This window comes from Ruegeria sp. AM1, from assembly GCF_056540745.1.
The window spans coordinates 89574-115540 of sequence record NZ_JBQFXH010000008.1 but is presented as its reverse complement, the minus strand read 5'-3'; the positions used below and the strand labels follow the sequence as shown (position 1 = coordinate 115540).

Sequence of the window (25967 nt, the reverse complement as noted above, 5' to 3'; positions counted from 1 at the left end):
GCTTGAGCTACGCAACGGCTCCGCTCAGCAGGCCTTGACCGCAACCTAAACACGAGAAAGAAACAGGAACGGATTCTACATCCAAACGGCCCGGATCAAGGGGCTGGGTCAACTGCTATGCGCTGACAGCGGTCATACGCAAGGATATTCCAGATGACGGCTTCGTCCGCTCACAAGCCATCCAGCCCTGGACTGTGAAAGACCGCTTTATGCGGTTGGCGGTCCGCTGCATGTGCGAAAGGTGGAAATAGGATCAACGGCAGGTTGGGGCTCATTCCGGCCATTTGCTGAACGGAATATTTAAGGCTGCTTCGGTCCCAAAGGAAAATGCTGCTGCCAAAAAGGAAAAACTTTGGTGCTCGTACCATTATGGAGATTTGGTGGAGCCTAGGGGAGTCGAACCCCTGACCTCTTGCATGCCATGCAAGCGCTCTCCCAACTGAGCTAAGGCCCCATTCCGGTACCGCGTCTGCGGTGGACGGACGTTTATGAGACAGTGGCGCTGAGCGCAAGTCTAAAAAATTGAATCCGTCAAAAACTTTCCAGCTTGCAACCGGAGAAGGTGAGAGGCGGCGCGGTGCCGCCTCTGGCCGGTATTAGTTTTCGTCTTCTGACGACATGTCGGTGATATCGTCCAACGAGACGTTATCGTTGTCATCATCATCATCGTCCAGCAGATCATCATCCAGTTCGACGTCGACATTGTCGTCATCATCCAGAACAATATCTTCTTCCGATGCTTTTTCGCGCGCCTTGGCTGATGCGGCATCTTCCGCGTCAGCGGCGATCATCCGGCTTTTGCCGGTCTCAAGCTCCACGATCTCGCCGGTATAAGGGCTAACGATCGGGTCCTTGTTCAGGTCGTAAAACCGCTTGCCGGTGGTTGGGCAAACGCGCTTTACGCCCCATTCTTCCTTGGGCATGTGAAATCCCCTTGATATCAGGTGAGTCGTATCGACGATTCAGGTCACGTGCCATATGCAGAGGGGACTGTCAAAGCCTTTGCGCAGGGAGAAGCAAGAATGGGGCGCCACGCATTGCCCGGACAACCACCTGTACCGCTGACATTGCGCAAATCGACACGCGCGCGCCGCATTAGTCTGCGCATTTCGCAACTCGATGGGCGCGTGACGCTGACCTATCCGCAGGGTGTGCCCGAGGCGGAGGCGCTGAGCTTTGCCCAGTCAAAAGAGGGCTGGATTCGCGAGCATCTGGACGCGCAGCCGGATGCGGTTGATATCGGGTTCGGAGTCTCGATCCCGGTCGAGGGTGTCGCGCGTCGGATCATCCCGGCTGAGGGGCGGCGGATCGTGCTGGGTCGAGATGAGGTTCGGGTTCCGACGGGCGGTGAAGCCCGGCGCCTGGCGCGGTTTCTGAAAGAGCTTGCCCGCGATCGGTTGACCGGGGCCTGCGATGACTATTCTGCAATGTTGGGGCGGCGCTACTCCTCGCTGACGATGCGGGATACGCGGTCACGTTGGGGGTCGTGTAGTTCAAGCGGTGGCTTGATGTTTTCATGGCGCCTGATCCTCGCGCCATCTGATGTGTTGCACTACGTGGCCGCGCATGAGGTTGCGCATTTGGCCGAGATGAACCATTCACGCGCATTCTGGGCGCGGGTTGAGGATATTTATGGCCCGTATCGCGAGCCGCGGCAGTGGTTGCGTGATAACGGGGCTGATTTGCACCGCTATCGCTTTGGGGCGGCGACCTAGTTGACGCCCTCGCATTTTGTGATCACATGGGGGCATGTTGAATGCGCGCCAGTCTGACTCACAAACCGCAACACATGATCGGGTATACCGGTCGCTTCGTTCCCGGATCATGCACGGAGAGATGGCGCCCGGCCAGGCGCTGACATTGCGCGGGATCGGCAAGGAATTTGGTGTCTCGATGACGCCCGCGCGCGAAGCGGTGCGCCGGCTGGCCGCCGAAGGCGCGTTGTTTCTGTCGTCATCGGGGCGGGTTTCGACGCCCGAGTTGACCAATGACCGGATCGAGGAACTGGCGGCACTGCGCGCGCTTCTTGAGGTCGAGCTGGCCAGCCGCGCCTTGCCGCGCGCCCATATGGCGCTGATCGACCGTTTGCAGAGCATCAACATGACCGTGGCCGAGATGGTGACCAAGCGCGATGCGGTTGGATATATCCGGTCCAATCTGGATTTTCACCGCACACTTTATCTGCGCGCGCAGGCCCCTGCGATGCTGGCCATGGCCGAAACCGTCTGGCTGCAGCTGGGGCCAACCATGCGCGCCCTCTATGGCAGGCTGCGCCGCACTGAACCCCCGCATTATCACAAGCTGATCATTGCCGCCCTCAAGGCCGGGGATGAACCCGGCCTGCGCCTTGCCGTGCGGTCCGATGTGACACAGGGTTTGCGGTTGCTGGTGACCTGAGCAAGTTACCGCCGCTGAGGTTTTCGGCGCGCTTTGTCAGGTCGTTTCGCTGGCTTGCCTTCTGCGTCTGCGCTAGCATAGCGGTAATCACAACAAGAGCAGATTTTCAGCCATGATCAATCGCAGAACGTTTTCATTGGGGCTTATGTCAACGACGCTCGCCGCCTGTTCCGGCGGTGGTACACCGTCGCGCGCGCCCGCGTCTCGTATGCGCACTGTGCCCAACGCAGGTTGGGAAGCCTGGGTGGCCAGTTTCAAAGGGCGCGCCGCATCGCAGGGCATTTCGCAATCGACCATAGACCGGGCCTTTCAGGGGGCAGGATATCTGCCCGATGTGATCGAGCGCGACCGCAATCAGGTCGAGTTCAAACGCTCGCTTGAGGATTATCTGGCCATCGCCGCCTCGGACGAGCGGATCAGCACCGGCAAACAGATGCTTCAGCGCCATGGCGCGACCTTGTCGCGGATCGAGGCGCAATATGGTGTCGACCGTGAGGTTGTCGTCGCGGTTTGGGGGCTGGAAAGCCGCTATGGCGCGCGGCGTGGGGATGTGCCGGTGATCTCGGCGACTTCGACGCTGGCCTATGATGGACGACGCGGAGCTTTCTTTGAAAAGCAATTGGTGGCCGCGCTGAAAATCATCCAAGAGGGCGACACCTCACCCAACAATATGACCGGCAGTTGGGCGGGCGCGATGGGCCACACGCAGTTCATCCCGACATCATATCTTTCATATGCGGTCGACTTCACCGGAGACGGGCGGCGCGATATCTGGTCGGATGATCCCACAGACTCGCTTGCATCGACCGCGGCCTATCTGGCACGGGCTGGTTGGATGCGCGGACAGCCCTGGGGGGGAGAGGTTGGAACGGTCTCCGGCACGCCGGTTGCGGTATTGCAACCGCAGGTGCCCGGACCTCGCATTGCTGTGTTCCGGAACTTTCAGGTGATCAAGCGGTACAACAACTCGGACAGCTATGCGATTGGCGTTGGTCATCTGGCGGATCGTATCGCGGGTGGCGCGCCGTTTCAGGCGTCGTTTGGCCCGGACGCAACCGGGCTAACGCTGGAGGATCGCAAAGAGCTGCAGCGCCGCCTGACCTCTGCCGGATACGATACGCAAGGCGCCGATGGTGTGATCGGCAACAATACAAAGTCGGCGATCACAGATTACCAGCGCGCCCACGCGCTGCCGGTCACAGGTGAGCCGTCGGTTGGGTTGTTACGCCAGTTGGGCGGCTGATCAATCAGGCCGCCAAACCTTTCGACCCGATATCTAGGAATTTCTGACGGCGATCCTTGATCAGGGTCGCCGCATCCTTGCCGCTCAGCTCTTGCAACATGTCGGTGATGGCCGCGCGAACCGAGTCGACGGTCGAGGCACGGTCACGATGCGCGCCGCCTTTCGGTTCCGAAATGATGCGGTCGCAAACCCCAAGCTTGTACAGGTCCTGTGCGGTCAGCCGCAGGGCTTCTGCCGCTTCGCGCATCTTTTCGGAATCCTTCCACAGGATCGAGGCGCAGCCCTCGGGCGAGATAACCGAATAGACCGAATGTTCCAACATCGCGACACGGTTCGCCGTGGCGAAGGCCACCGCGCCGCCCGATCCGCCTTCGCCGATGATGACCGAAACCAGCGGGACGCCGATTTTCAGGCACATCTCTGTCGAGCGGGCGATGGCCTCGGACTGGCCGCGTTCTTCTGCGCCTTTGCCAGGGTACGCCCCTGCGGTGTCGATGAGCGTGATAACGGGCAGGCCAAACCGCCCGGCCATCTCCATCAGGCGGACAGCTTTGCGATAGCCTTCGGGCCGGGCCATGCCAAAGTTGCGTTCAATCCGCGATTTGGTGTCTGAACCCTTCTCGTGACCGATCACCATAACCGGCTGGTCGTTGAACCGAGCAAGACCACCAATGACCGCCAGATCGTCGGCAAAGTTCCGGTCGCCGGCCAAAGGTGTGAATTCGGTAAACAGCGCATCCACATAGTCGTTGCAATGCGGCCGCTCGGGGTGGCGTGCGACCTGGCATTTTCTCCACGGTGTCAGGTCGCTGTAAAGCTCATCCAACAGCTTGGCCGCTTTGGCGTCTAAGGCGGAGGCCTCTTCGGCCACATCCATCTCTTCGTTAGCGCGGGCCAGCGCACGCAGCTCTTCTGCTTTGCCTTCAATCTCGGCCAGCGGTTTTTCGAAATCCAGATACTGGGTCATGACGCCTCTCAACGCGGAAGTTCCCTGCTATATGACCTCAGGTCGCGCCAGATGCAACTCAGCAAGATTTGTGAATGCGGGATATGCGAACACGGGTTGGCAGAGAGAAGGAAGGTTGCAGATGGCAAACAGCTACGAAGATCGCATTCTGCGCGTCTTGACGTATATTCACGACAACCCCGCCGGGGATCTGTCACTGGATGCGCTGGCCGATGTGGCGGCGATGTCCCGGTTTCACTGGCACCGCGTATTTCGCGCTATCACCGGCGAAACCTGCGCGCAGGCTGTCCGCCGGATCAGATTGCACCGTGCTGCGTGTTGGCTGGTGCAAACCGACCGGGCAGTGGCCGAGATTGCGTCAGCTGTGGGTTATCTCAACCTGTATTCTTTTGCCCGGGCCTTTTCACAGGCCTACAGCGTCAGCCCCGCGGCCTTTCGCAAATCCGGGCGCTGGTTGCTGGTTAATCCACAGCTTAAAATCGGAGAATATCCAATGCATCCTGTAACAACTCGCACCGAGCCCGCTCGTCGTATCGTCGCGCTGTCGCATCACGGTGACTATGCTGAAATTGGAAAGAGCTTTGAAAGCTTCAGCGCCTTGTGTGAATCTCGCAATCTGTGGCCGCAATTGGGGGCGGTCGTAGGTATATATTTCGACAGCCCAGAAGATGTTCCGACAGATCAGTTGCGCAGCTATGCGGGGGCTGAGTTCAATGGCGAGGCCGTGCCCGAAGGTATGACAAGTCTGCAGATACCCGGCGGTAAAACCGCTGTGCTCACGTATAAGGGGCCCTATTCAGGGACGCAGGCGGCTTATAATACACTCTTCGGCAATTGGTTGCCTGAATCGGGTGAAGAGCCTGCGGATGAGCCATGCTATGAAATCTATCTGAATGACCCTCGCACGACGCCCCCGGAAGAGTTGCTGACAGAAATCTGCCTGCCGCTGAAGTAACTCAGTTCGGCCAAAGGACAGGGTAAAGCGAGGCAATTAGCAGCGCGGCCATTGTCCAGTTGAACATCACGAGGCGGCGCGGGTTGGTCAAAACCCGCGCCATCTGCTGACCAAGTATTGTCCATGTGCTGACCGAGGGCAGATTGATTGCTCCAAACACCACCGCGACGATGACGATGGCCTCAAGTGTCCGACCAGGGGCGTAGGCCGTGGTTGCGGTCAGTGCCATGGCCCAAGCCTTCGGATTGACCCATTGAAACGCGGCGGCTTGCAAAAATGTCATGGGCGTCCCTGCTGCCGTCTGATGGTGCGCCGGGGCTGCGTGGGCGATCTTCCACGCCAGATATACCAGATAGATTACAGAAGCGATTTTGAGCACTGTGTAGCTGACCGGATACCGGTCAAACAGCTGCACCAACCCTGCACCCACCAGCAGCACCATAAAGGTGAAGCCCAAACCAATGCCCAGCATATGCGGGATCGTGCGGCGAAACCCGAAATTAGCACCCGATGCCATCAGCATCAGGTTGTTCGGCCCCGGCGTGATTGAAGAGACGAAGGCAAAGGTGATGAGGGCCAGCAAGATCTCATAGGTCATAGCCGGGAGAATTGCGCTGATTGCGGCAAATGAAATTGCGTTTTCGTGCGCGATGACGCTATCGTTGCAATTAATGACCAAGAATGACCAAATAAACCGCCTTATATTGCGTGAGCTGTCTCGCGACGGACGGGTCAGCAATTTGGAACTGGCCGAGCGGGTTGGCCTCTCCCCCTCGGCCTGTTTGCGCCGGGTGCAGGAGCTGGAGCGGTCGGGCGTTATCTCGGGATATCGCGCCGTTCTGAACCCCGCCGCCATGGGCATCGGCTTTGTCGCTTACATCGGAGTGGGTCTGGGAGAGCATACCAAGGCGGCGCAGGAAGGCTTTGAACGCGCCCTGCAGCAAGCGCCCGAAGTTGTCGAATGCCATAACATTACCGGGACAATTGAATACCTTTTGCGGGTCGAATGCACTGACTTGCCTGCGTACAAAACTTTTCACACCGAGGTGCTGGGAACGCTGCCGCATGTCACCTCGATCACCTCTTATGTGGTGATGGGATCCCCCAAAGACATGCGGGCCTGAGGTGGAGAATGTGAACCTTAACTATCTTGCAGGGTTAAAATTCACGTCATAGTGTTACCTCAAATGCCTGTTAACGGGGATCAACCTCGATTTGGCCACACTCAGGGAGAAGACCATGACAATCGCCCGAGCCGGAGCGCTTGCCGCAGCATTGGCGTTAATCGCCGGGGCGGCCCTATCCGCACCATTGAAGCTGCAGCCTGCCAACCCGCAGCCAAAGCCCAAGGCTGGGCTGAACGTGAAATACAAGTGGGAAGGCAACCCACCGCGCAAGATCCAGAATTTGGCCAAAACCAATCAGATGCTGAAAAAGGCCAAGCCCGGTCAGCCGCTGCGGGGGCTGGACTATCGCGATACAAATGAAGGCGACCCGGTCCTGACCTTCAATGAGGCGTTTAACGTGGCGGCGGAAATCACCGGGTATATGCGGTTCGATTCCCCCGGTATTTATGAGCTTGAGACATGGTCCAACGATGGGATCGACGCCTGGGTTGGTGGCCAGCAGATCGGGTATGTCAACGGGCGTCAGGGTTGTGAAGCCAATCAGCGGACCGAGGTCGAAGTGCCCAAGGCAGGCTGGTATCCGATCACAATCAAGTATTTTCAGAAATACGGCACATCCTGCCTGATGATGAAATCGGGCAAAAAGGGTGAACGGATCACCTGGACACCCAACAACGTCTTTGGTCGCTGACCCGGAATAGAAAAAGGCGCCTCACCGGGCGCCTATTTATTATGTTTCATTCATCCGTTTGCGGCGATCAGTTCGGCCTGTGCCACGATAACCTCGGCCTGTTTGATCGAGGCGATATCGACCAGACGACCTTTGTAGACGGTTGCGCCTTCACCATTGGCTTTGGCCTGCTCCATCGCGGCCAGAATTTCGCGCGCTTCCGAGACGGCTTCGTCAGACGGGGTAAAGACCTCGTTGGCCAGCGCAATCTGTTTGGGGTGGATGGCCCATTTGCCAACCATGCCCAGCGTGGCCGAGCGTTTGGCCTGCGCGATATAGCCCTCATCGTCCGAGAAATCGCCAAACGGGCCGTCCACGGGCAGAACGCCGTGGGTACGGCACGCCGCCACGATGGATGCCTGCGCCCAATGCCAAGGGTCAGACCAGTGCTTTTCACCTTCGCGCAGCATGTAATAGTTCTCCTGCGTGCCGCCAATTCCGGTGGTCTGCATACCCATTGACGCGGCAAAGTCAGCCGCGCCAAGGCTCATCGCCTGCATGCGTGGGGAAGAGGCTGCGATTTCCTCTGCATGGGCAATGCCTGCAGCGGATTCGATGATCACTTCAAAGCTGATCGGCTTGGTCCGCCCCTTGGCACGCTCGATGGCAGTGACAAGCGCATCCACCGCATAGACGTCGGCTGCACATCCAACCTTGGGGATCATGATCTGATCCAGACGATCGCCCGCCTGTTCCAGCAGATCGACCACATCGCGGTACCAATAGGGCGTATCCAGCCCGTTGATGCGTACCGACATGTATTTGCTGCCCCAATCGACGGTGTTCAATGCCTCGATGACATTGGCGCGGGCAACGTCTTTGTCAGTCGGTGCAACAGAATCTTCGAGGTCTAGGTTGATCACATCCGCCGCAGAGGCCGCCATTTTAGCAAACAGTTTGGTGTTTGATCCGGGGCCAAACAGCTGGCAGCGATTGGGGCGTGCCGGGGCGGGGGGTTGGATACGAAAGCTCATCGGGACCTCGTTGAGTAATGAAGTTACAATTTTCTTGTCCAATGAGGTATTAAATTGCGCGATTATGCGCAAGCTTCATTGTGCATCTGCGGCAATGCTTGTGCAGCATGTCGTTGCAGAGGTGGGTTTGTGCGGTGATTAAAGTTTGGGCATTTTGAAAACTTCGAAGGAATGTGCGCCAATTCAACAGAACGCGCAAAATTCTTCCACAGCGAGGTCCGCAGGCCATCAGATATGCGAAGCGCTCGTGAATGCGGTTTCTTAGTTTATGTCGGAATCAAAGGAGTGCGCGCAATGATCGAGACACCGTATTTGCTGTTTTTGGGCGATGCGCCCGACCTGCTGGCAGCCAAAGTGGCCATTGGTATCCGGGACTGGCGTCCGGAAAACGCGGTTGGTCAAATCAGTCTGGACGGCTGCAACGCCGATCTGGGTCTGACGGAAATGACGCTGGCCGAAGGTAAGGCCGCTGGTGCCAAGACGCTGGTGATCGGCGTTGCAAACCGGGGTGGCATTATCAGCGAAACCTGGAAAGAAGTGCTGATTGAAGCGCTTGAGATGGGCTATGATCTGGCCTCGGGCCTGCACAACCTGCTGCGTGACGAAGGCGATCTGGTTGCGGCGGCGCAAACCCATGGCTGCACCCTGCACGACGTGCGTGTGCCGACCGTTGGATATCCGATTGCCAATGGCAAAAAACGCAGCGGCAAACGGTGTCTGGCCGTTGGAACCGATTGCTCGGCCGGTAAGATGTACACCGCGATGTCGATGGATGCCGAGATGCGCAAGCGTGGCATGAAATCCAGCTTCCGAGCCACGGGCCAGACTGGTATTCTGGTCACCGGTCAGGGCGTTCCGCTTGACGCTGTTATTGCTGATTTCATGGCCGGTTCAGTCGAATACCTGACACCGGACAATGATCCAGACCATTGGGATCACATCGAAGGGCAGGGCTCGCTGTTCCATGTCTCTTACTCGGGCGTCACCATGGCCCTGATCCATGGCGGTCAGCCCGATGCGCTGATCCTTTGCCACGAACCCACCCGGACGCATATGCGCGGCTTGCCTGAATACGCGCTGCCGACGCTAGAGCAGCTGCGCGACACAGCGCTGCCGCTGGCGCGTATAGCAAACCCGGCCTGTCAGGTTGCAGGCGTGTCGATCAACACCCAGCATCTGGGTGAGGACGAGGCCCGCGAATATATCGCCAAGGTCGAGGACGAGATGGGTATTCCCGCAACTGACCCCTACCGGTTTGGCGCGGGTAAGCTGGTAGACGCGCTGGACGCCCTGTAAACAGAAAGAGACGCTGCCCCCAGATGCGGGCAGCGCTCTACTCCAACAACAGAAAGAACTCGGCATGCAAGTAAACGTCTCGCACGATGTGTTCCGTCTGGCACAGGCCTTCACCATTTCCCGCGGATCACGGACCGAAGCCAAGGTTCTGACGGTCAGCCTGTCTGACGGAACCGCGCAAGGCTGGGGGGAATGCGTGCCCTATGCCCGCTATGACGAAACGCTCGACTCGGTCGAGGCGGAAATCGCGGCACTGCCCGAGACGTTTACCCGGCAATCGCTGATGGACCTTCTGCCCGCAGGGGCCGCGCGCAACGCGGTTGACTGCGCGCTATGGGATCTGGAATGCAAGCGGGCCGGCAAGCGCGCGTGGGAACTGGCCGGGCTGCCCGTGCCCGGGCCTGAAATCACCGCATATACCCTGTCATTGGACACACCTGAGGCGATGCAGGCGCAGGCGGCTGCAAACAGCCATCGTCCGTTGTTGAAAATTAAGCTTGGAACGCCAGACGATATGCCCCGGCTCGAAGCCGTACGTGCTGGCGCGCCCGACGCGCGCATCATTATCGACGCGAACGAAGGCTGGAGTGCTGAGGTTTACACCGATCTCGCGCCGCATCTCGTCCGTCTGGGCGTTGCACTGGTCGAGCAGCCTTTGCCCGCCGGCGAGGATGACGCGCTGATCGGCATGGACCGCCCAGTGCCTGTCTGTGCGGATGAGAGCTGCCATGATCGCCACAGCCTTCCGGCGTTGAAGGGCAAATACGATGTCATCAACATCAAGGTTGATAAAACCGGCGGCCTGACCGAGGCGCTCGAGCTGCGCAAGGCCGCGTTGGCCGAAGGCTATGGCATCATGATCGGCTGCATGGTTGGCAGTTCGCTGGCCATGGCACCTGCCACTTTGGTTGCGCAGGGCGCGATGGTCACCGACCTTGACGGTCCGCTGCTTTTGGCCGAAGACCGCGATACCCCGCTGAAATTTGATGACGCCGGAGTGCATCCGCCCAAAGCGGAACTCTGGGGCTGAGGAGATAAGAAATGATCCGCACCGTTTATGTAAATGGCGAATACTTGCCCGAAACCGAAGCGAAGGTGTCGATCTTTGATCGTGGCTTTCTGTTCGCGGATGCGGTCTATGAAGTGACCAGCGTGCTGGACGGCAAGCTTATCGACTTCGAAGGTCACGCGGTCCGCCTCAAACGCTCTCTGGACGAGTTGGATATGGCAGAGCCCTGCACCAAGGATGAACTGCTGGACATTCACCGCAAACTGGTCGAACTGAACGGCATCGAAGAGGGTCTGGTCTATCTACAGGTTAGCCGCGGGTCGGACGGCGACCGGGATTTTGTTTTCCCGTCAGCCGATACCAAACCCAGCCTTGTTCTGTTCACTCAAAACAAGCCCGGCCTGGCCGACAGCCCGGCGTCAAAGAAGGGCGCCAAGATCATCTCGATCGACGACATTCGTTGGGGCCGCCGCGACATCAAAACCGTACAGCTGCTTTACCCGTCGATGGGTAAGATGATGGCCAAAAAGGCCGGGTGCGATGATGCATGGCTGGTTGAAGATGGCTACGTGACTGAAGGCACCAGCAACAACGCCTATTTCGTCAAGAACGGCAAGATCGTGACCCGCCCGCTGTCGAACGACATCCTGCACGGCATCACCCGCAAGGCGGTTCTGCGTCTGGCGGCCGAGGCGCAGATGGAAATCGAAGAGCGCCTGTTCACTATCGACGAAGCCAAAGAGGCGGATGAGGCCTTTACCACATCGGCCAGTGCCTTTGTCATGCCGGTGGTCGAGATTGACGGGATTGCGCTGGGTGATGGTACGCCGGGCCCCATCGCGAGACGTCTGCGCGAGATTTATCTGGATGAAAGTCGTAAAGCGGCGATCTGACGGAAAGGGCCCGCCAACTGGCGGGCCTTGTTCCTTTGGGTGCTAGCCCTCTTTCCCGACATTCTCTTCGAACGCCACTTGGAAAGCGGCCTGTTTTTCCGGGCTCGCATCGGTTTGATAGTTGGCTTTCCATTCATCCATAGTCATGCCGTAGAAAATCTGGCGGGCTTCGTCTTTGCCCATCTCGATGCCCTTTTCATTCGCCGCCTCCTGATACCAACGTGACAGGCAATTGCGACAGAACCCGGCGAGGTTCATCATGTCGATGTTCTGCACATCGGTGCGGTCTTGCATCAGATGCTTTTGCAGGCGACGAAAGGCTGCGGCCTGAAGTTCGATTTCGGTTTGCTGATCCATATTGAATTCCCCGGTGGCGTGCTTTTATTCATTTAAGAGCTTGATGCAGGTTTGAACAGTTGCTTCCGTCAATTCACGGGGTATCCACACGATGACAGTGCCGCTCAAATACGCCCCGTTTTCTTTGCAACCGACAAACTATGAAGAGTTTGAGCTGTTGCACGGGCTGTTTCTGGTACTCGCCGTCCTGTTTGTGGGGTGGGCTATCGTTTCGCTCTGGAAGCTTTTCTGGCGGTTCTATGAGCGCGACCAAAGTCGTCGGAAATAGCATCTAGCGCAGGATAGGCCCGGCTATAGCCCGCTGTCGTTCAGGGAGTCTTCCAGTATGATGGCCAGACGCTCGGCCCATGCGCGCTGTCCTTTGTGGTCGGCGATCAGATCGTTGCGCAGTTCGATCAGCGCGTTGGGCCGCCCGAACCCGGTGCAGTGCTGATCAATTGCGTCGCCCGGCAGAACGCCGGTATAGGGTTCATTCACGCCAACACACAGATCGTTTTCGGCCTCCAGCCGATTGATCAACGGTCGCGAAAACCGCTCGTCCGGGGTGTGCAGAACGCCGATATGCCAGGGGCGCGGTTCGCGTCCCCGCAATTGGCGGGTGAAGGAGTGCATCGAAATGATGATCGCATGGGGCAGGGCGGCCAATTGCGCCAGTGCATCGTGATAGGGGCGGTAGCACATATTCAGGCGGCGTTCGCGTTCTGCCGCGTCAGCATGCCGGTTGCCAGGGATGATTGAGCCGTCATAAAGCTTCATTAGTAGTGTCGGGTCATCCTCTCCCCGGTTCGGATCAATCACAAGACGTGAGAAATTGGCTGCAATGACCGGCGCGTTCAGAATCTCTCCGAGATGTCGCGAGACTTCATACGCGCCCACATCATAGGCGATGTGACGCTCCATATCCTCGCGGGGCAGGCCGAGGTCGCCCCCGTTGATCTCAGGGGGCACGGTATTGGTTGCGTGATCGCATGTAATCAGCCAGCGGGATGGGCGATCCGCGCCATGCACAAAGAACGGAGTGTATGTCATAGGCCTGTCATCTTGTTTGTCGCAGGTGTAGGGCAGTTGCCTGCGAAAGGGAATTGCGCAATAAGCACAACCAAGCCCTGTTTGCGGTAACATCTGAGCGATTGAGGAGAGCAAGACCAATGCGACGCCTGAGAAATGTAAAAATCGTGGCGACGCTGGGACCGGCGTCCAATGACTATGACACCATCCGCGCCCTGCACGAGACCGGAGCGGATGTGTTTCGCCTGAACATGAGCCATGGCAGCCATGATGAGATTCGCGAACGGCATCGGATCATCCGTCAGGTTGAGAAAGATCTGGACAGTCCGATTGCCATTCTGGCGGACCTTCAGGGTCCCAAACTGCGCGTTGGCGTCTTTGCAAATGATGCGGAGGAACTCGCTGAAGGCGATGCGTTTCGTCTCGACCTCGACGAGGCCCCTGGCGATGCAAATCGGGTTTGCCTGCCGCATCCCGAGATTTTTGCAGCGCTTGAACCCGGTGCTCGTCTCTTGGTCAACGATGGGAAAATTCGTCTGACCGTCGAGAAATGCGGACAGGATTTTGCGGATTGCAAGGTAGAGAACGGTGGCACGATCTCGAACCGCAAAGGAGTAAACGTCCCCGACGTGGTGTTGCCGCTGGCGGCCCTTTCCGAAAAGGATCGTGACGATCTGGAGTTCGTGTGCCAACTGGGCGTCGACTGGCTGGCGCTCAGCTTTGTTCAGCGTGCCAAGGATGTGTTTGAGGCGCGCTCGCTTGCCGATGGCCGCGCGGCGATCCTGTCCAAGATCGAGAAACCGGCTGCGGTTGAGGCGTTTGACGACATCCTCGATGCCTCCGACGGGATCATGGTCGCGCGCGGCGATCTGGGCGTGGAACTGCCGGTCTCTGCTGTACCCCCGATCCAAAAGCGTCTGGTGCGCAAATGCCGGGCCGCAGCCAAACCGGTGATCGTGGCCACCCAAATGCTGGAAAGCATGATCGAAAGCCCAATGCCGACACGGGCCGAGGTCTCAGACGTGGCAACCGCGATTTATGAGGGCACCGACGCGATCATGCTCAGCGCGGAATCCGCCGCCGGATCATATCCGATCGAAGCTGTGCAGACCATGAACAAGGTCGCGATCGAGGTCGAGGCCGACCCGACCTATACCCAGATCATCGCCGCCTCGCGCACGGCCAAAGGCACGACGGTTGCGGACGGTATCGTCGCGGCAGCGCGCGAAATTGCTGAAAAGACCGAGATCAAGGCCATCTGCAGTTTCACGCAAAGCGGAACCACCGCATTGCTGACCGCGCGCGAACGCCCCGGGGTTCCGATCATAGCGATGACATCGCTTAAGGGCACGGCCCGCCGTCTGTGCCTCAGCTGGGGCTGCAACTGCGTGATGACGCCCGAGCTTGAGCGGTTCAAGAGCGCCGTAGTCAACGCCGCGCGCGCGGCACGGTCCGGTGGATTTGCGGGCCAGTCTGATCAGATCGTCGTGACCGCTGGTGTGCCCTTCAACGTCCCCGGCACGACGAACATTCTGCGGGTGGCACCCTGCGATGAACGGCTGATCTACAGCACCGATCCGGAATAACGCGTGTTTCAGGCCCCTGAAACCCTCTGACCTACAGGCTCTTTCACAGCTTCCATGACTGTGAAAGAGCTGGTCTGGTGGATTCCGGGCAGCTTGTTGATCTTTTCGCCCAGAACCATCCGGAAATGGGCAATGTCGCGAGTGCGTACGGTGATAAGGTAGTCGAATGACCCGGCGACCATCAGGCAACTTTCAATCTCTTGTACGTTGCGGACAGCTTCGTTGAATTTTTCTAAAGAACGTTCGGCCGTGGCGGTCAGTGAGACCTGCACCACTGTGAGCAGAGCCAGTCCAATCCGCTCTTTATCGACAATGGCGCTGTAGCCTCTAATAAAGCCGTTCTTCTCCAGTCGTTTTACCCGTTCTGAGCATGGTGTATTGGTCAGGTTTACCCGGGCCGCAAGTTCAACTATTGAGAGCCGCCCGTTGGCCTCAAGCTCGCTCAGGATGCGTTGGTCGATATTATCCAAACCTCTGCTAATCAGTAATAATCCCTGTTTTTTTAGCGCATAACGACATATTCCACTAAGAATAGACCAAAAACATCCCCAATTCCTAGTGATTTTTCCTAATACTGATCAAAGGCGGTCTGGTTGAAATGTTCCCAGTTCTGACCGCTTTGCCGGGGGCACGGGCCCCGGTCACATAAACAAAAAATGGAGGAACGAGATGACAACAAAAATTGTCATAGGACTGGACGGGACAGAAACCGGCGAGCGCGCGATTGCTTTTGCCAAAGATCTGGCGCAGCGCATTGGTGAATGCGAGCTGCTTGCAGTTTACGTTATTGAATGGTCCCCATTCACTTTCCAGACACCGGAAGAGAATGCCCTGCGCCACAAGCGCCGGGAGGAAGAGGTTGAGCTTGCGACCTCGCGTGTCGTCAACCCAGCCGTTGACGCCCTGAAAGCAGCAGGTTTCGAGGCCCGCGGTATTGTCCGCCATGGCGATGTTGCGGAAACGCTGAACAGCATCACCGTGGAAAACGGTGGCTCGCAGATCGTTGTTGGTCGCTCATCGGCAGACGGTTTCAAGAAACGTTTGTTCGGTAGCTCGACGCAGAATCTGGTCATGCATGCCGATGTGCCAGTCACAGTTGTGAACTGAGGGAAGGGGATCAAAATGGAAACGCTAAAGAAACTGAGCCTTCCCGTTGTTGCGGCGTCCTTGATGGCCAGCGAGGCTTCGGCGCAGGAGACGGTGGGCCTTGATGAAAAGATCAATCAGGCTTTCGCTGATTTCACAGGGCCATTCGTCAGCTTTATCTTCGCGCCGTTCCCGGGGACGGGGTTCCCATGGATCGTGGGCTGGCTGGTGATCGCGGCGACGGTGTTCTCGTTGTATTTTGCCTTTGTGCAGTTCCGCTTTTTTGGCCACGCGATCAGCCTGGTCAAAGGCGACTATTCCGATCCCAACGACGCGGGTGAGGTCAGCCACTTCCAAGCCTTGGCAACCGCGCTTTCGGGGACAGTTGGCCTTGGCAACATTGCCGGTGTGGCGGTGGCCGTCGGCATTGGCGGGCCGGGCGCAACCTTCTGGATGATCGTCGCAGGCCTGCTGGGCATGGCGTCGAAATTCACCGAATGTACCCTCGGCGTGAAATACCGCAATGAATACGAGGATGGCACCGTTTCGGGTGGCCCGATGTATTATATGTCCAAGGGTTTTGCCGAGCTCGGCCTGCCCGGAGGCAAAATACTGGCGGTTCTGTTCTCGATCTTCTGTATCCTTGGCGCGCTGGGCGGGGGCAATATGTTCCAGGCCAATCAGGCGCATCAGCAGATTGCGGGCATCACCGGTGACTATCCCGGCTGGATCACGGGGCTCGTCTTTGCGGCCATCGTGTTTGCAGTGATTGTGGGCGGCCTGAAATCCATCGCACGTGTGACTGAAAAGGTCGTGCCCTTCATGGGTATCATGTATGTGCTGGCCGCTTTGGTCATCATTATCATGCACGCAGATCAGATCGGTTGGGCCTTTGGCCAAATCTTCGCGGGCGCCTTTACCGGGCTTGGCGTTGCAGGCGGCATGGTCGGTGCGCTGATCCAGGGCTTCCGTCGTGCTGCGTTCTCGAACGAAGCGGGCGTTGGGTCTGCGGCGATTGCACACTCGGCGGTGCGGACCAAAGAGCCGATCACCGAGGGCTTTGTGTCCCTGCTGGAGCCGTTCATCGATACGGTTGTGATCTGTACGATGACAGCGTTGGTTATCATCATCACGCAGCAGCTGATCGTTGATCCGGCAACCGGCAACTACATGCTGAACGAAGCGGGTAATGCGATTGCCACAGTCGATGGCAACTCGGGCGTCAGCCTGACGTCGGCGGCCTTCGGCAGTGCCTTCAGCTGGTTCCCCTATGTGCTGGCGATTGCCGTGGTTCTGTTTGCCTTCTCGACCATGATCAGCTGGTCCTATTATGGCCTCAAGGCCTGGACCTATCTGTTCGGCGAAGGCGAGACCAAAGAGCTGGTGTTCAAGATCATCTTTTGCGTCTTCGTGGTCATCGGTGCAGCGGCCAATCTGGGCCCGGTCATCGACTTCTCGGATGCGGCGATCTTTGCGATGGCGGTTGTGAACGTCTTTGCGCTCTACTTCCTGATGAAAGTGGTGCGTCAGGAACTGGCCTCTTACGCAGAACGGCTGCGGAGCGGTGATATCCGCAAATTCGAGCACTAAGAAACACCACCGGGGCGGCCAGCGTCGCCCCGGTGCGAGACCAACTGCGAAAAGCGCAGATTCTGGTCTCTCCCCCCTTGCCAGTATGACCAAACTTGCGTAAACGGCGCTTCTGATCGCGTGACCGGCCGAGATGGCATGCCGAGTCGCGTTTGAAACCGAACCCGGAAAAGGAGACGGAAATGCCTAAGATGAAGACAAAGTCGAGCGCCAAAAAGCGCTTTAAGGTGACTGCGACCGGCAAGGTCATGGCAGGCCAGGCCGGCAAACGGCACGGCATGATCAAGCGGACCAAGAAATTCATCCGCGACGCCCGTGGCACCACCACCCTGTCCGCCCCCGACGCCAAGATCGTCAAGGGCTACATGCCCTACGACCGCTAAGAGGAGATACCGATATGTCCCGCGTTAAAGGTGGAACCGTAACTCACGCCCGTCACAAGAAGGTCATCAAGGCCGCCAAAGGTTACTATGGCCGCCGCAAGAACACCTTCAAGGTTGCCCGTCAGGCCGTCGACAAGGCCAACCAGTACGCAACCCGCGACCGTAAGAACCGCAAGCGCAACTTCCGCGCGCTGTGGATCCAGCGGATCAATGCTGCCGTGCGTTCGCATGACGAAGCTCTGACATATTCCCGCTTCATCAACGGCCTGAACCTGGCCGGTATCGAAGTGGACCGCAAAGTTCTGGCCGACCTGGCCGTGCACGAACCCGAAGCGTTCGGCGCGATCGTCGCCAAAGCTCAGGCCGCTCTGGCTGCCTGATCCTCTTTCGAGAGACAGTGAAAGAAAGGCCGTCCCGTTTGGGGCGGCTTTTTTGATGTCCGGTTGTTTTTGCGCGCCAGCTTATATCTTCCAGCGCCCGCGCCACAGCGTCGTTCCCCGGATTCATACTGAGATCGATGATCAAAGCATTAAGCAAACTTAATCGAAACACAGTACTCAAAGCCAGAAATCATCAACACATGAAGCTCACTTAGCTGGAGTGAGTTCGATGAAACATTGTATTGCGCTGGGGGTCGTCACCCTGAGCTTAGCTTTTGTAAACAGCCCCGCATCTGCAGCCTGCTATTTCGGGACTGATACGATCACCGGTATGGAGACAATCATCTGCGAAGCGGATGGTCACTTCTCAAGTTGGGGAACCATGGTCGCCGAAGCCTGATGCTGTCGTGAAGATGCCTTTGCCCGTATGAAAAGGAAATTGCGATGATCAAAAGAACTTTTGCCGCTATCGCCTTCGTGGCCCTCTCTGGCCCCGCCCTATCGGGCGAATTCTATCCGGCGAACTCAATTGATACGGTTGCGCTGATTGGACCCCCAGCCGAACCCGGTTCGGTGGAGTTCGAGAAAGAAATGTTCACAGTCATGTGGTTGCAGGAAAGCCGAACGGCCGAGCAAATTGAATTTGTTCAAAAACCGGTTGATCTGGATCGCTTTGCACCCTTGGTTGCGACGGGGTTGCTGGATATCGACACACAGGTTCTGAGTGAGACGTTGGATCAGATCGTCGATGACGTGCGCAATGATTACAACATGGTTAAGGCGAACTATGATATTCCGCGTCCTTTCGTGATCAATGACGCCGTTGAACCTGTCGCGACAGCGTTTCCTGTCACTTCATATCCAAGCGGACATACGATCCGTGCCATTGTCTATACATCGGTCCTATCGGATGTATTCCCCGAGCAATCCGAGACGCTTGAACAGCTTGGCCGTGAAATTGGATACGGTCGTGTGATAGGCGGCGTGCATTACCCGATGGATGTTGTGTCCGGGCAAGTGCTGGGTCAGGCCTATATGGATGTGATCCGTGATCAGCCTGCCTATCAACACGCCTTAAAAGCTATTCAGAACGGCAGTGGTGAGGCCATGATGCCCGTCACACAATAACCGAACGGCAAACTGCGATGGGCGTGATAGGCCCGCTGCCATCTGTTTTTTGAGTTTTGGAAGCCGGACTATTTGTCCTCTTTCTTCACCAACTGCGCCGCAAAGGCCACACCGGTTCCGGGCCCGGCATAGGTGACCATCAACACGTCATCCAGATACACCCCGTGGAAAATCCCCGAGGAGACATCATCCCCCGAGATACCCGCCTCGGCCAGAACAAAGCGGGTAGGGTCATCCAGGCTGAACGTACCCATGGCCTCTTCCACAATCCAGTCAGTGTCGCCGATGCGCCGCCAGCGGTTGGTGGCGGTGATCAGGTTGCCGTCCAGCTTGGTGATCTCCAACTCCATCTCGGTCTTCAGCAGGCCCTTTGCGTGGTTTGGGTTGGATTTGGCAAAACCCACCAGATAGGTGCCGTGCCAGGTCCCTACGATCTGGGGGAACCCGCTGCCAGTTTCTGCACTGGCCGAACCGGCGGCGGCCAGAATCAGCGCTGCGGCAAGACTGCGAATGAGGTTGAGCAACATTAGGAAAACTCCTGCATAAGATGCATGCAGGCTACCCGAGTTCCTGAATTTGGCAAATACCACATTATAAACAAGAAAACCGGCACCGCAGGGCGCCGGTTTTCAATAGGTTTGACCGGGCAGGGTTAGCAGAATACACGCCCCAATGCGCCGTCGACCGCGTCTGTGATCTGGTCGATGTCGTCAGCCGTTGCGATCAATGCGGGCGAGAAGCACAGCGTGTTGTTCCGGCTGGGGATCGAGCGGTTGGTGGCACCGATGATCACGCCCTGCGCCATACAATCGGCCACAACCGCCTGGACCTTCTTCTCGTCCATCGGCTCTTTGGTGCCGCGATCGGCAACCAGTTCGGCACCCAGGAACAGGCCCTTGCCGCGTACATCGCCGATGACTTTGTGCTTTTCCATCAGCGCGTTCAGGTTGCCCTTCATGCGCTCGCCCATATCGACGCAGTTTTGCAGCAGGTTTTCATCCTGAATGATCCGCATGTTCTCAACCGCGGCTGCGGGACCGGCGGTGCAGCCACCGAAGGTCGAGATATCGCGGAAATAGTTCATCGGATCTGCCGCGTCGTCCTTGAACATCTCAAAGACTTCCTCGGTGGTGACCATGCAGGCAATCGCCGCATAGCCCGAGGCCACGCCTTTGGCCATGGTTACGAAGTCCGGCTTGATGCCGTATTGCTGATAACCGAACCAGGTGCCGGTCCGGCCAACGCCGCAGACAACCTCGTCGATATGCAACAGCACGTCGTATTTCTTGCAGATTTCCTGCACACGCTGCCAATAGCCCTCGGGCGCTTCGATAACGCCGCCGCCTGCGGTCACGGGCTCAAGGCACAGCGCGCCAACGGTGTCGGGACCTTCGCGCAGGATGACCTCTTCGATCTGGTCTGCGGCCCATTCGCCAAAGTTCTCTTCGGGCGCGCCGCCCAGCTCGTGCTTGCGGTATTCCATGCAGTGCGGCACACGCACGAAATCGGGCGCGAAGGGGCCGTATTGCGCGGTGCGCTCGTCCTGGCCACCTGCCGACATCGTCGCCAGCGTCGAGCCGTGATAGTCACGGTCGCGGTACAGGATCTTGGTTTTCTTGCCGCCGTATTTCTTGTGTGCGATCTGGCGCACCATCTTGAACGCCTTCTCGTTCGCCTCAGAGCCCGAGTTGGTGTAGTAGACGCGGGTCATGCCGGGCATCTTGTCGATTAGCATTTCCGCAAAGATCGAACCGGGGATTGAGCCCGCAGTGTTCGCGAAATAGCACAGCTTCATCAGCTGGTCATACACCGCCTTACAGATCGATTCGCGGCCATAGCCCACGTTCACGGTCCAGACGCCACCCGAAACTGCATCCAGATGCTCTTTGCCCTTCTGGTCCCAGACGCGCATACCTTTGCCTTCGACAATGATGCGGGGGTCATTGGTTTCAAAGGGTTTATGCTGAAGCAGGTGATGCCAGATATGAGCGCGGTCTGCTTCGACTACGCGGGAGAGATCGTTTTCGTTGAACGTGCCGTCCATGACCAGTCCTTTCAAAAATGGAGCGTCGCGCGGGGAATCACACGGGTCCGGTCACCGCGCATTGACGTGATGCTGCAGATCAGCGCGAATGGACCGTGTAAACTAGGGCCAGATTGCCCCCTATCTTAGCTCCAGTAGTGGCGCATGGGTAGTATTACGGGTTTGTTTTGGGGATCGCATCGTGCTCAATACACCAATTCGAGATTTTGGGAGGAATGGCGGATGACATCAGCACCCATCTATCAGCGCCATCTGGATAAAACCCCGGCGAATTTTACGCCTCTGTCCCCGCTCAGCTATCTGGAACGAACAGCGGCGGTGTATCCGGACTATCCATCTGTGGTCTATGGAGACCGTCGCTACAGCTGGTCTCAGACCTATGATCGTTGCCGCCAACTGGCCAGCGCCCTTGTCGCAAAAGGGGTCGGCCCCGGGGATACGGTGTCAATCATCGCGGCAAACCTTCCCGAGCTTTATGAGGCGCATTTTGCGGTGCCCATGGCGGGGGCCGTACTGAACGCCATCAACACACGGCTGGATGCACTGGTTATCGCGTTCATTCTGGCACATGCCGAAGCGCGGGTGCTGCTGGTCGATCTAGAGTTTTCGGAGGTTGTGAAACAGGCGCTGACGCTGCTCGAGCGCGATCTGTTGGTCATCGATATCGAAGATGCCAGCTTCGATGGCGGTGAACGGCTGGGCGAACTGACCTATGAGGGGCTTCTGGCCGAGGGTGATCCCACATTTGACTGGTCGCTGCCCGTCGACGAATGGGACGCGATTACGCTGAATTATACCTCTGGCACAACGGGCGATCCCAAGGGAGTGGTCTATCATCACCGGGGCGCAGCGCTGAACGCGACGTCCAACATTTTGACCTGGGGGATGCCGCAGCATTCGGTCTATCTGTGGACGTTGCCGATGTTTCATTGCAACGGCTGGTGCTTTCCCTGGACCATGGCGGCGAATGCGGGCACGTCGGTTTGCCTGCGCGCAGTGCGGGACGCGCCGATTTATCGCGCCTTTCGCGAAGAAGGTGTCACACATTTCTGTGGCGCGCCGATTGTGCTGAACATGCTGGCCAACGCACCGGACGAACTCAAGGATTTCCAACAGCAAATCAAGGTTATGACCGCCGGGTCGCCGCCGCCCGCCACCGTGATCGCGGCGATGGAGGGGATGGGCGTCGAGGTCACCCATGTCTATGGTCTGACCGAAACATACGGGCCATCCGTGGTCTGTGCCTGGAAAGATGAGTGGAACGACAAGCCCGCCGAAGACCGCGCTGCCCTTAAGGTGCGGCAGGGCGTCAAATACGTGGCCCTGTCGGGTCTGATGGTCGCGGATCCTGAAACGATGCAGCCCGTGCCCCCGGATGGCGAGACCATGGGAGAGATCTTCATGCAGGGCAATATCGTGATGAAAGGCTATCTCAAAAACGCCGAAGCCACCGACAAAGCCTTTCGCGGCGGCTGGTTTGCGTCGGGCGATCTGGGTGTGATGCATCCCGATGGCTATATCGCGCTCAAGGACCGGTCCAAGGACATCATCATCTCAGGGGGCGAGAACATCTCGTCTGTCGAGGTCGAGGGCATCCTCTATCAGCACCCCGCCGTGATGGAGGCCGCCGTGGTTGCGCGACCGGATGAGAAATGGGGGGAAACACCCTGTGCCTTTGTCGAACTGAAACCCGGGGGCGATGTGGCCGAAGCCGATCTGATTGCCTTTTGCCGGGATAACATGGCCCATTTCAAAGCGCCCAAAACGGTGGTGTTCGGGGTGTTGCCCAAAACCTCGACCGGCAAGATACAGAAATTTGTGCTGCGTGACCGGGCGCGGGCGCTCACCTAGGTCTTGAGATTGTCAAAAATCGACAGATCCAGTGGCGGCATCTCACCCATCCAGATGGCGTGATCCCGGTGGTCTGCAAGATGATCGCCGGTTTCTGGATGTGTGAAGACGGTCAGGCCCTGCCGGTTCAGCATCAGCCAGGGGATGACCTGATCGAACGCGTCTGCGGCAAACCCCAGCTGACAGCTCCAGCGTGGGTGCGGCCCGACATTGCGCGCGTGCATGCGCCCCATCTGAACCGGAAACAGGCGTGCAGCTTCTTCGCAGATTCTCTGTGCCGTCTCTTGGGTGTCGGCGTCGAAATACACATGCGCGTGGTAGCCGGTAATCTCTGGCATCGTGGCCTCCTATCACTGTTTGGTCAAAGGTAGGAGGGATCAGCAATGAATTACACCAGCGTCCACACACAGAAACTGTGCGTCATTCTCAGGTTGGCGCGTTGGCGTCGGGATGGGCCGCCGCAAAGGCCGGATGTTCGGTGCAAGCGGCCTCGACGCTCAGCAGTCGCGGCATATCGGTCAGATCAACCTCCCACCGACGGGCATTGTATATTTGCGGCATCAGGCAAATGTCGGCCAGTCCCGGCTTGGAGCCAGCGCAATAGGGCGCTTGCTCGAACTCTGCCAGCTGGGCTTCGAACGCCAGCAGGCCGGGGCGGATGAAATGGCGCATCCAGTCGCCCGGCATCCCGTCTGCGCCACCGCTCAGCGCGGTTGCGTGTTTGGCGACCGATAGGTTGCAGACCGGGTGAACGTCTACAGCCACCGTATGGGCCAGCGCCTGAACCCGCGCCCGCTGAACTGGGTCGTTGGGCAAGAGGTACAGGCCACGGGTCTGGCTGAGATAATCGAGAATGGCCAGCGATTGCGTGAGTTGAACGCCATCAATCTCGAGCACCGGTACCAGACCCTGCGGATTGCGGGACAGATGTACTGCATCGCGGTGCTCGCCCTTGGCCAGGTTCACGACCACCTGACGATAGTTGAGGTCGGCCAGGTTCAGCGCAATCCGCACCCGATAGCTGGCCGATGAGCGCCAATAGTCATACAGAACGATATCACCCATGCTGGCGTCCTTTCATGTGTCGCTGAGGTTTACAGCCTTCAGCGCCTGTCTCAGAACTGCCGGGTCGCCGATATGATTGGCCAGAACCAGCACCAGGCGCGCGTTTAGCGCGTCACTATCGGCCTTTTCAAGCCCTTCATGTACGGCCAGCAGGTCGGCATAGAAATCGTCGGCGTTTTTGATATTCGGGGTGAGGATCAGATCACTCATTGTGCTTACTCCTTGCCGCAGGCCCGGCGGATCGCATGCCGGAAGGTGTTGTCTTCATACGTGTCGCGCCGGGCGGCCACATGCTGATCCGGGCGGATCAGGTAGACGGCGCTCGTGGCATCCCCCAGATACCGCCGTTTCAGCGCCAGCGTCGGATCGTCCTTGACGGACAGGGCCAGGCGCGTGACTTCGATCCCGTCTTCCTCGATCACATCAGGTGCGTCCGCGTCGATGGTCAGCAGGGTGAACTTTCCGGCGAGTTTCGGCAAAAGAAACGCGTCACCCAAAGGCGCATCGGGGCAGGGCGATCCCGGCCGACTGTGCGCAGGACCGTTCAGTGCGTCCGCCGAATTCAGCGGCGACCCGTCATAGGTGCATGGCAGGCTCAGGCGGCCCGAGTTTACCAGCGGGCGGGCAAATTCGTAATGCTCGCTCAGGTCCAGTACAGCGTCCCGCAGGATACGTGACATCTGCGATTTGGGTGTGATGAAATCGGTGGAACGGGTCGAATTCAGGATGTTTTCATCCGCCCCTTGGATACGTTCCGCATCATAGCTGTCCAGCAGCGTTTCGGGCGCCTTGCCGTCGATCACCAGCTTGAGCTTCCAGCACAGATTGTCGGTGTCCTGCATTCCGGAATTGGCACCGCGCGCACCGAACGGGCTGACTTGATGGGCGCTGTCACCGGCAAAGATGACCCGGTTGTGACGGAACTTTTCCATTCTGCGGCACTGGAATGTATAGATCGAAACCCATTCCAGTTCGAAGTCGACATCTTCTCCCAGCATTGACTTGAGGCGTGGGATAACGTTTTCGGGCCGCTTTTCGCGCTCTTTGTCGATATCCCAGCCCAATTGCAGGTCAATGCGCCACACGCCGTCGGGCTGTTTGTGCAACAGCGCGGACTGACCTTTGTTGAATGGTGGATCGAACCAGAACCACCGCTCGGTCGGGAAATCCGCGTCCATGATCACATCGGCGATCAGGAAATTATCTTCGAAAATCCGGCCCACGAAATCCAGACCCAGCATCCGCCGCGTGGGCGATCCGGCACCATCACATGCGATCAGCCAGTCCGCCTCGACCGTATAGGACCCTTCGGGGGTCTCGACTTCCAGCTTGACGTGATCATCATGGGTGCCAATGGCCTCGACCTTGTTGCGGCCCCGGATTTCGATCGGAGCCCCCTGCGCCTGAAGCGCGCGGACGCGGTCAACCAGGAACTGTTCAAAGTAATACTGCTGCAGATTGACGAAGGCCGGATTGGCATGGCCTGCTTCGGGCAACAGATTGAACTGATAGACTTCGCGTTCGTCAAAGAACACCTTGCCGACGTTCCATTGAACCCCCTTGTCGACCATGGGTTTGCCACCGCCCAGGCGATCGGCGATCTCCAGAGTGCGCTTGGCAAAGCAGATGGCACGGCTACCGAAGCTGACCTTGTCATTGTCGTCCAGAACAACAACTTCGATCCCCTGTTGCGCAAGATCGATGGCTGCGGCCAGTCCGATCGGTCCTGCACCAATAACAATAACCTTGTGTCGTACGGGCGCCGAGGCGTCCTGATCCGGGCTGCGCTCATAGGTGTAGAGTGGAACTTCAAAAATCTTGTTCATGGGCTCTCCCCCAATGTCTGTGCGCGGCAGGCACACAAATACTGTTCTCCGGCCACGGTGTGCCGGAACCTG

General features: G+C 58.0%; 31 protein-coding genes and 1 tRNA gene. 18 read left to right on the top strand and 14 right to left on the bottom strand.

What is annotated here, in order from left to right; translation table 11 throughout:
- Positions 1-378: 378 nt before the first annotated feature.
- Both ACR0I7_RS15750 and ACR0I7_RS15745 read right to left on the bottom strand, forming a co-directional pair.
- Positions 379-454, bottom strand: a tRNA-Ala gene (locus ACR0I7_RS15750).
- Between the two features lie 142 nt (positions 455-596).
- On the bottom strand, positions 597-923 hold the full coding sequence (locus tag ACR0I7_RS15745; RefSeq protein ID WP_480512692.1) for a TIGR02300 family protein: 327 nt from the start codon (positions 921-923) through the stop codon (positions 597-599).
- 99 nt (positions 924-1022) lie between these two features.
- Here ACR0I7_RS15745 and ACR0I7_RS15740 point away from each other — a divergent pair, with 99 nt between their 5' ends.
- The 3 genes from ACR0I7_RS15740 (at position 1023) to ACR0I7_RS15730 (ending at position 3640) form a co-directional block, all read left to right on the top strand.
- Positions 1023-1715: a M48 family metallopeptidase gene (locus ACR0I7_RS15740; protein ID WP_480512690.1), complete on the top strand. Its 693-nt coding sequence runs from the start codon at positions 1023-1025 to the stop codon at positions 1713-1715.
- Positions 1716-1749: 34 nt separating this feature from the next.
- Complete coding sequence (locus tag ACR0I7_RS15735; protein WP_480512688.1) at positions 1750-2397, top strand: GntR family transcriptional regulator; 648 nt, start codon at positions 1750-1752, stop codon at positions 2395-2397.
- Positions 2398-2509: 112 nt separating this feature from the next.
- On the top strand, positions 2510-3640 hold the full coding sequence (locus ACR0I7_RS15730; RefSeq protein ID WP_480512686.1) for a lytic murein transglycosylase: 1131 nt from the start codon (positions 2510-2512) through the stop codon (positions 3638-3640).
- A gap of 4 nt (positions 3641-3644) precedes the next feature.
- Here ACR0I7_RS15730 and ACR0I7_RS15725 read toward each other — a convergent pair whose 3' ends face one another.
- Complete coding sequence (locus ACR0I7_RS15725; protein WP_480512685.1) at positions 3645-4607, bottom strand: acetyl-CoA carboxylase carboxyltransferase subunit alpha; 963 nt, start codon at positions 4605-4607, stop codon at positions 3645-3647.
- A gap of 121 nt (positions 4608-4728) precedes the next feature.
- On the opposite strand from ACR0I7_RS15725, the gene ACR0I7_RS15720 reads away from it, so the two are divergent.
- Positions 4729-5562, top strand: a complete 834-nt coding sequence (locus ACR0I7_RS15720) for an AraC family transcriptional regulator (protein ID WP_480512683.1) — start codon at positions 4729-4731, stop codon at positions 5560-5562.
- 1 nt (position 5563) lies between these two features.
- On the opposite strand, the gene ACR0I7_RS15715 is transcribed toward ACR0I7_RS15720, so the two are convergent.
- Positions 5564-6160, bottom strand: a complete 597-nt coding sequence (locus ACR0I7_RS15715) for a LysE family translocator (protein ID WP_480512681.1) — start codon at positions 6158-6160, stop codon at positions 5564-5566.
- Positions 6161-6233: 73 nt separating this feature from the next.
- On the opposite strand from ACR0I7_RS15715, the gene ACR0I7_RS15710 reads away from it, so the two are divergent.
- Both ACR0I7_RS15710 and ACR0I7_RS15705 read left to right on the top strand, forming a co-directional pair.
- Entirely contained in the window at positions 6234-6686 is a 453-nt protein-coding gene (locus ACR0I7_RS15710; RefSeq protein ID WP_480512679.1) for an Lrp/AsnC family transcriptional regulator, read from the top strand.
- Between the two features lie 115 nt (positions 6687-6801).
- Entirely contained in the window at positions 6802-7380 is a 579-nt protein-coding gene (locus ACR0I7_RS15705; protein WP_480512677.1) for a PA14 domain-containing protein, read from the top strand.
- 50 nt (positions 7381-7430) lie between these two features.
- Here the strand turns inward: ACR0I7_RS15705 and ACR0I7_RS15700 are convergent, their stop codons facing one another.
- Positions 7431-8393 (bottom strand): L-malyl-CoA/beta-methylmalyl-CoA lyase, encoded by a 963-nt coding sequence (locus ACR0I7_RS15700; RefSeq protein WP_480512675.1) that lies wholly within the window; start codon positions 8391-8393, stop codon positions 7431-7433.
- 294 nt (positions 8394-8687) lie between these two features.
- Here ACR0I7_RS15700 and dgcN point away from each other — a divergent pair, with 294 nt between their 5' ends.
- From dgcN to ACR0I7_RS15685, 3 genes are all read left to right on the top strand, one after another.
- Positions 8688-9689, top strand: a complete 1002-nt coding sequence (gene dgcN, locus ACR0I7_RS15695; RefSeq protein ID WP_480512673.1) for an N-acetyltransferase DgcN — start codon at positions 8688-8690, stop codon at positions 9687-9689.
- A gap of 64 nt (positions 9690-9753) precedes the next feature.
- Positions 9754-10719 (top strand): N-acetyl-D-Glu racemase DgcA, encoded by a 966-nt coding sequence (gene dgcA / locus ACR0I7_RS15690; RefSeq protein WP_480512671.1) that lies wholly within the window; start codon positions 9754-9756, stop codon positions 10717-10719.
- Between the two features lie 11 nt (positions 10720-10730).
- The gene (locus tag ACR0I7_RS15685) at positions 10731-11591 is read left to right on the top strand and encodes a D-amino-acid transaminase (protein WP_480512669.1); all 861 of its coding nucleotides are present in this window, start codon (positions 10731-10733) and stop codon (positions 11589-11591) included.
- 42 nt (positions 11592-11633) lie between these two features.
- Here the strand turns inward: ACR0I7_RS15685 and ACR0I7_RS15680 are convergent, their stop codons facing one another.
- Entirely contained in the window at positions 11634-11948 is a 315-nt protein-coding gene (locus tag ACR0I7_RS15680; RefSeq protein ID WP_480512667.1) for a DUF1244 domain-containing protein, read from the bottom strand.
- Between the two features lie 91 nt (positions 11949-12039).
- Between ACR0I7_RS15680 and ACR0I7_RS15675 the strand changes: the two genes are divergently transcribed.
- Positions 12040-12216, top strand: a complete 177-nt coding sequence (locus tag ACR0I7_RS15675) for a hypothetical protein (protein WP_480512665.1) — start codon at positions 12040-12042, stop codon at positions 12214-12216.
- A gap of 23 nt (positions 12217-12239) precedes the next feature.
- On the opposite strand, the gene ACR0I7_RS15670 is transcribed toward ACR0I7_RS15675, so the two are convergent.
- The gene (locus ACR0I7_RS15670) at positions 12240-12977 is read right to left on the bottom strand and encodes an N-formylglutamate amidohydrolase (protein ID WP_480512663.1); all 738 of its coding nucleotides are present in this window, start codon (positions 12975-12977) and stop codon (positions 12240-12242) included.
- A gap of 119 nt (positions 12978-13096) precedes the next feature.
- Here ACR0I7_RS15670 and pyk point away from each other — a divergent pair, with 119 nt between their 5' ends.
- Positions 13097-14542 (top strand): pyruvate kinase, encoded by a 1446-nt coding sequence (gene pyk / locus ACR0I7_RS15665; RefSeq protein ID WP_480512661.1) that lies wholly within the window; start codon positions 13097-13099, stop codon positions 14540-14542.
- An 8-nt stretch (positions 14543-14550) separates the two neighbouring features.
- On the opposite strand, the gene ACR0I7_RS15660 is transcribed toward pyk, so the two are convergent.
- Complete coding sequence (locus ACR0I7_RS15660; RefSeq protein WP_480512659.1) at positions 14551-15012, bottom strand: winged helix-turn-helix transcriptional regulator; 462 nt, start codon at positions 15010-15012, stop codon at positions 14551-14553.
- A gap of 199 nt (positions 15013-15211) precedes the next feature.
- Between ACR0I7_RS15660 and ACR0I7_RS15655 the strand changes: the two genes are divergently transcribed.
- From ACR0I7_RS15655 to ACR0I7_RS15630, 6 genes are all read left to right on the top strand, one after another.
- Positions 15212-15649 carry a universal stress protein gene (locus ACR0I7_RS15655; RefSeq protein ID WP_480512657.1) on the top strand — a complete coding sequence of 146 codons (438 nt, stop codon included), beginning with the start codon at positions 15212-15214 and terminating at the stop codon, positions 15647-15649.
- 15 nt (positions 15650-15664) lie between these two features.
- Positions 15665-17218, top strand: coding sequence for an alanine/glycine:cation symporter family protein (locus ACR0I7_RS15650; RefSeq protein ID WP_480512655.1), 1554 nt, complete (start codon positions 15665-15667; stop codon positions 17216-17218).
- Between the two features lie 182 nt (positions 17219-17400).
- Positions 17401-17601: a 50S ribosomal protein L35 gene (gene rpmI, locus ACR0I7_RS15645; RefSeq protein ID WP_005981143.1), complete on the top strand. Its 201-nt coding sequence runs from the start codon at positions 17401-17403 to the stop codon at positions 17599-17601.
- 14 nt (positions 17602-17615) lie between these two features.
- Positions 17616-17981 carry a 50S ribosomal protein L20 gene (gene rplT, locus ACR0I7_RS15640; RefSeq protein ID WP_093965154.1) on the top strand — a complete coding sequence of 122 codons (366 nt, stop codon included), beginning with the start codon at positions 17616-17618 and terminating at the stop codon, positions 17979-17981.
- A gap of 229 nt (positions 17982-18210) precedes the next feature.
- The gene (locus tag ACR0I7_RS15635) at positions 18211-18381 is read left to right on the top strand and encodes a hypothetical protein (protein WP_480512653.1); all 171 of its coding nucleotides are present in this window, start codon (positions 18211-18213) and stop codon (positions 18379-18381) included.
- 44 nt (positions 18382-18425) lie between these two features.
- On the top strand, positions 18426-19109 hold the full coding sequence (locus ACR0I7_RS15630; protein ID WP_480512651.1) for a phosphatase PAP2 family protein: 684 nt from the start codon (positions 18426-18428) through the stop codon (positions 19107-19109).
- A 68-nt stretch (positions 19110-19177) separates the two neighbouring features.
- On the opposite strand, the gene ACR0I7_RS15625 is transcribed toward ACR0I7_RS15630, so the two are convergent.
- The gene (locus ACR0I7_RS15625; RefSeq protein ID WP_480512649.1) at positions 19178-19636 is read right to left on the bottom strand and encodes a hypothetical protein; all 459 of its coding nucleotides are present in this window, start codon (positions 19634-19636) and stop codon (positions 19178-19180) included.
- Positions 19637-19761: 125 nt separating this feature from the next.
- Positions 19762-21153 (bottom strand): aminotransferase family protein, encoded by a 1392-nt coding sequence (locus tag ACR0I7_RS15620; protein WP_480512647.1) that lies wholly within the window; start codon positions 21151-21153, stop codon positions 19762-19764.
- 222 nt (positions 21154-21375) lie between these two features.
- On the opposite strand from ACR0I7_RS15620, the gene ACR0I7_RS15615 reads away from it, so the two are divergent.
- Positions 21376-23004: an acyl-CoA synthetase gene (locus tag ACR0I7_RS15615; protein WP_480512645.1), complete on the top strand. Its 1629-nt coding sequence runs from the start codon at positions 21376-21378 to the stop codon at positions 23002-23004.
- On the opposite strand, the gene ACR0I7_RS15610 is transcribed toward ACR0I7_RS15615, so the two are convergent.
- The 4 genes from ACR0I7_RS15610 to ACR0I7_RS15595 form a co-directional block, all read right to left on the bottom strand.
- Positions 23001-23342 carry a DOPA 4,5-dioxygenase family protein gene (locus tag ACR0I7_RS15610; protein WP_480512643.1) on the bottom strand — a complete coding sequence of 114 codons (342 nt, stop codon included), beginning with the start codon at positions 23340-23342 and terminating at the stop codon, positions 23001-23003. The two genes, ACR0I7_RS15615 and ACR0I7_RS15610, sit on opposite strands and share 4 nt — an antisense overlap.
- Before the next feature lie 88 nt (positions 23343-23430).
- Complete coding sequence (maiA, locus tag ACR0I7_RS15605) at positions 23431-24069, bottom strand: maleylacetoacetate isomerase (protein ID WP_480512641.1); 639 nt, start codon at positions 24067-24069, stop codon at positions 23431-23433.
- Positions 24070-24081: 12 nt separating this feature from the next.
- Positions 24082-24279: a DUF2783 domain-containing protein gene (locus ACR0I7_RS15600; RefSeq protein ID WP_480512639.1), complete on the bottom strand. Its 198-nt coding sequence runs from the start codon at positions 24277-24279 to the stop codon at positions 24082-24084.
- 5 nt (positions 24280-24284) lie between these two features.
- Positions 24285-25895 (bottom strand): FAD-dependent oxidoreductase, encoded by a 1611-nt coding sequence (locus ACR0I7_RS15595; RefSeq protein WP_480512637.1) that lies wholly within the window; start codon positions 25893-25895, stop codon positions 24285-24287.
- Positions 25896-25967 lie beyond the last annotated feature (72 nt).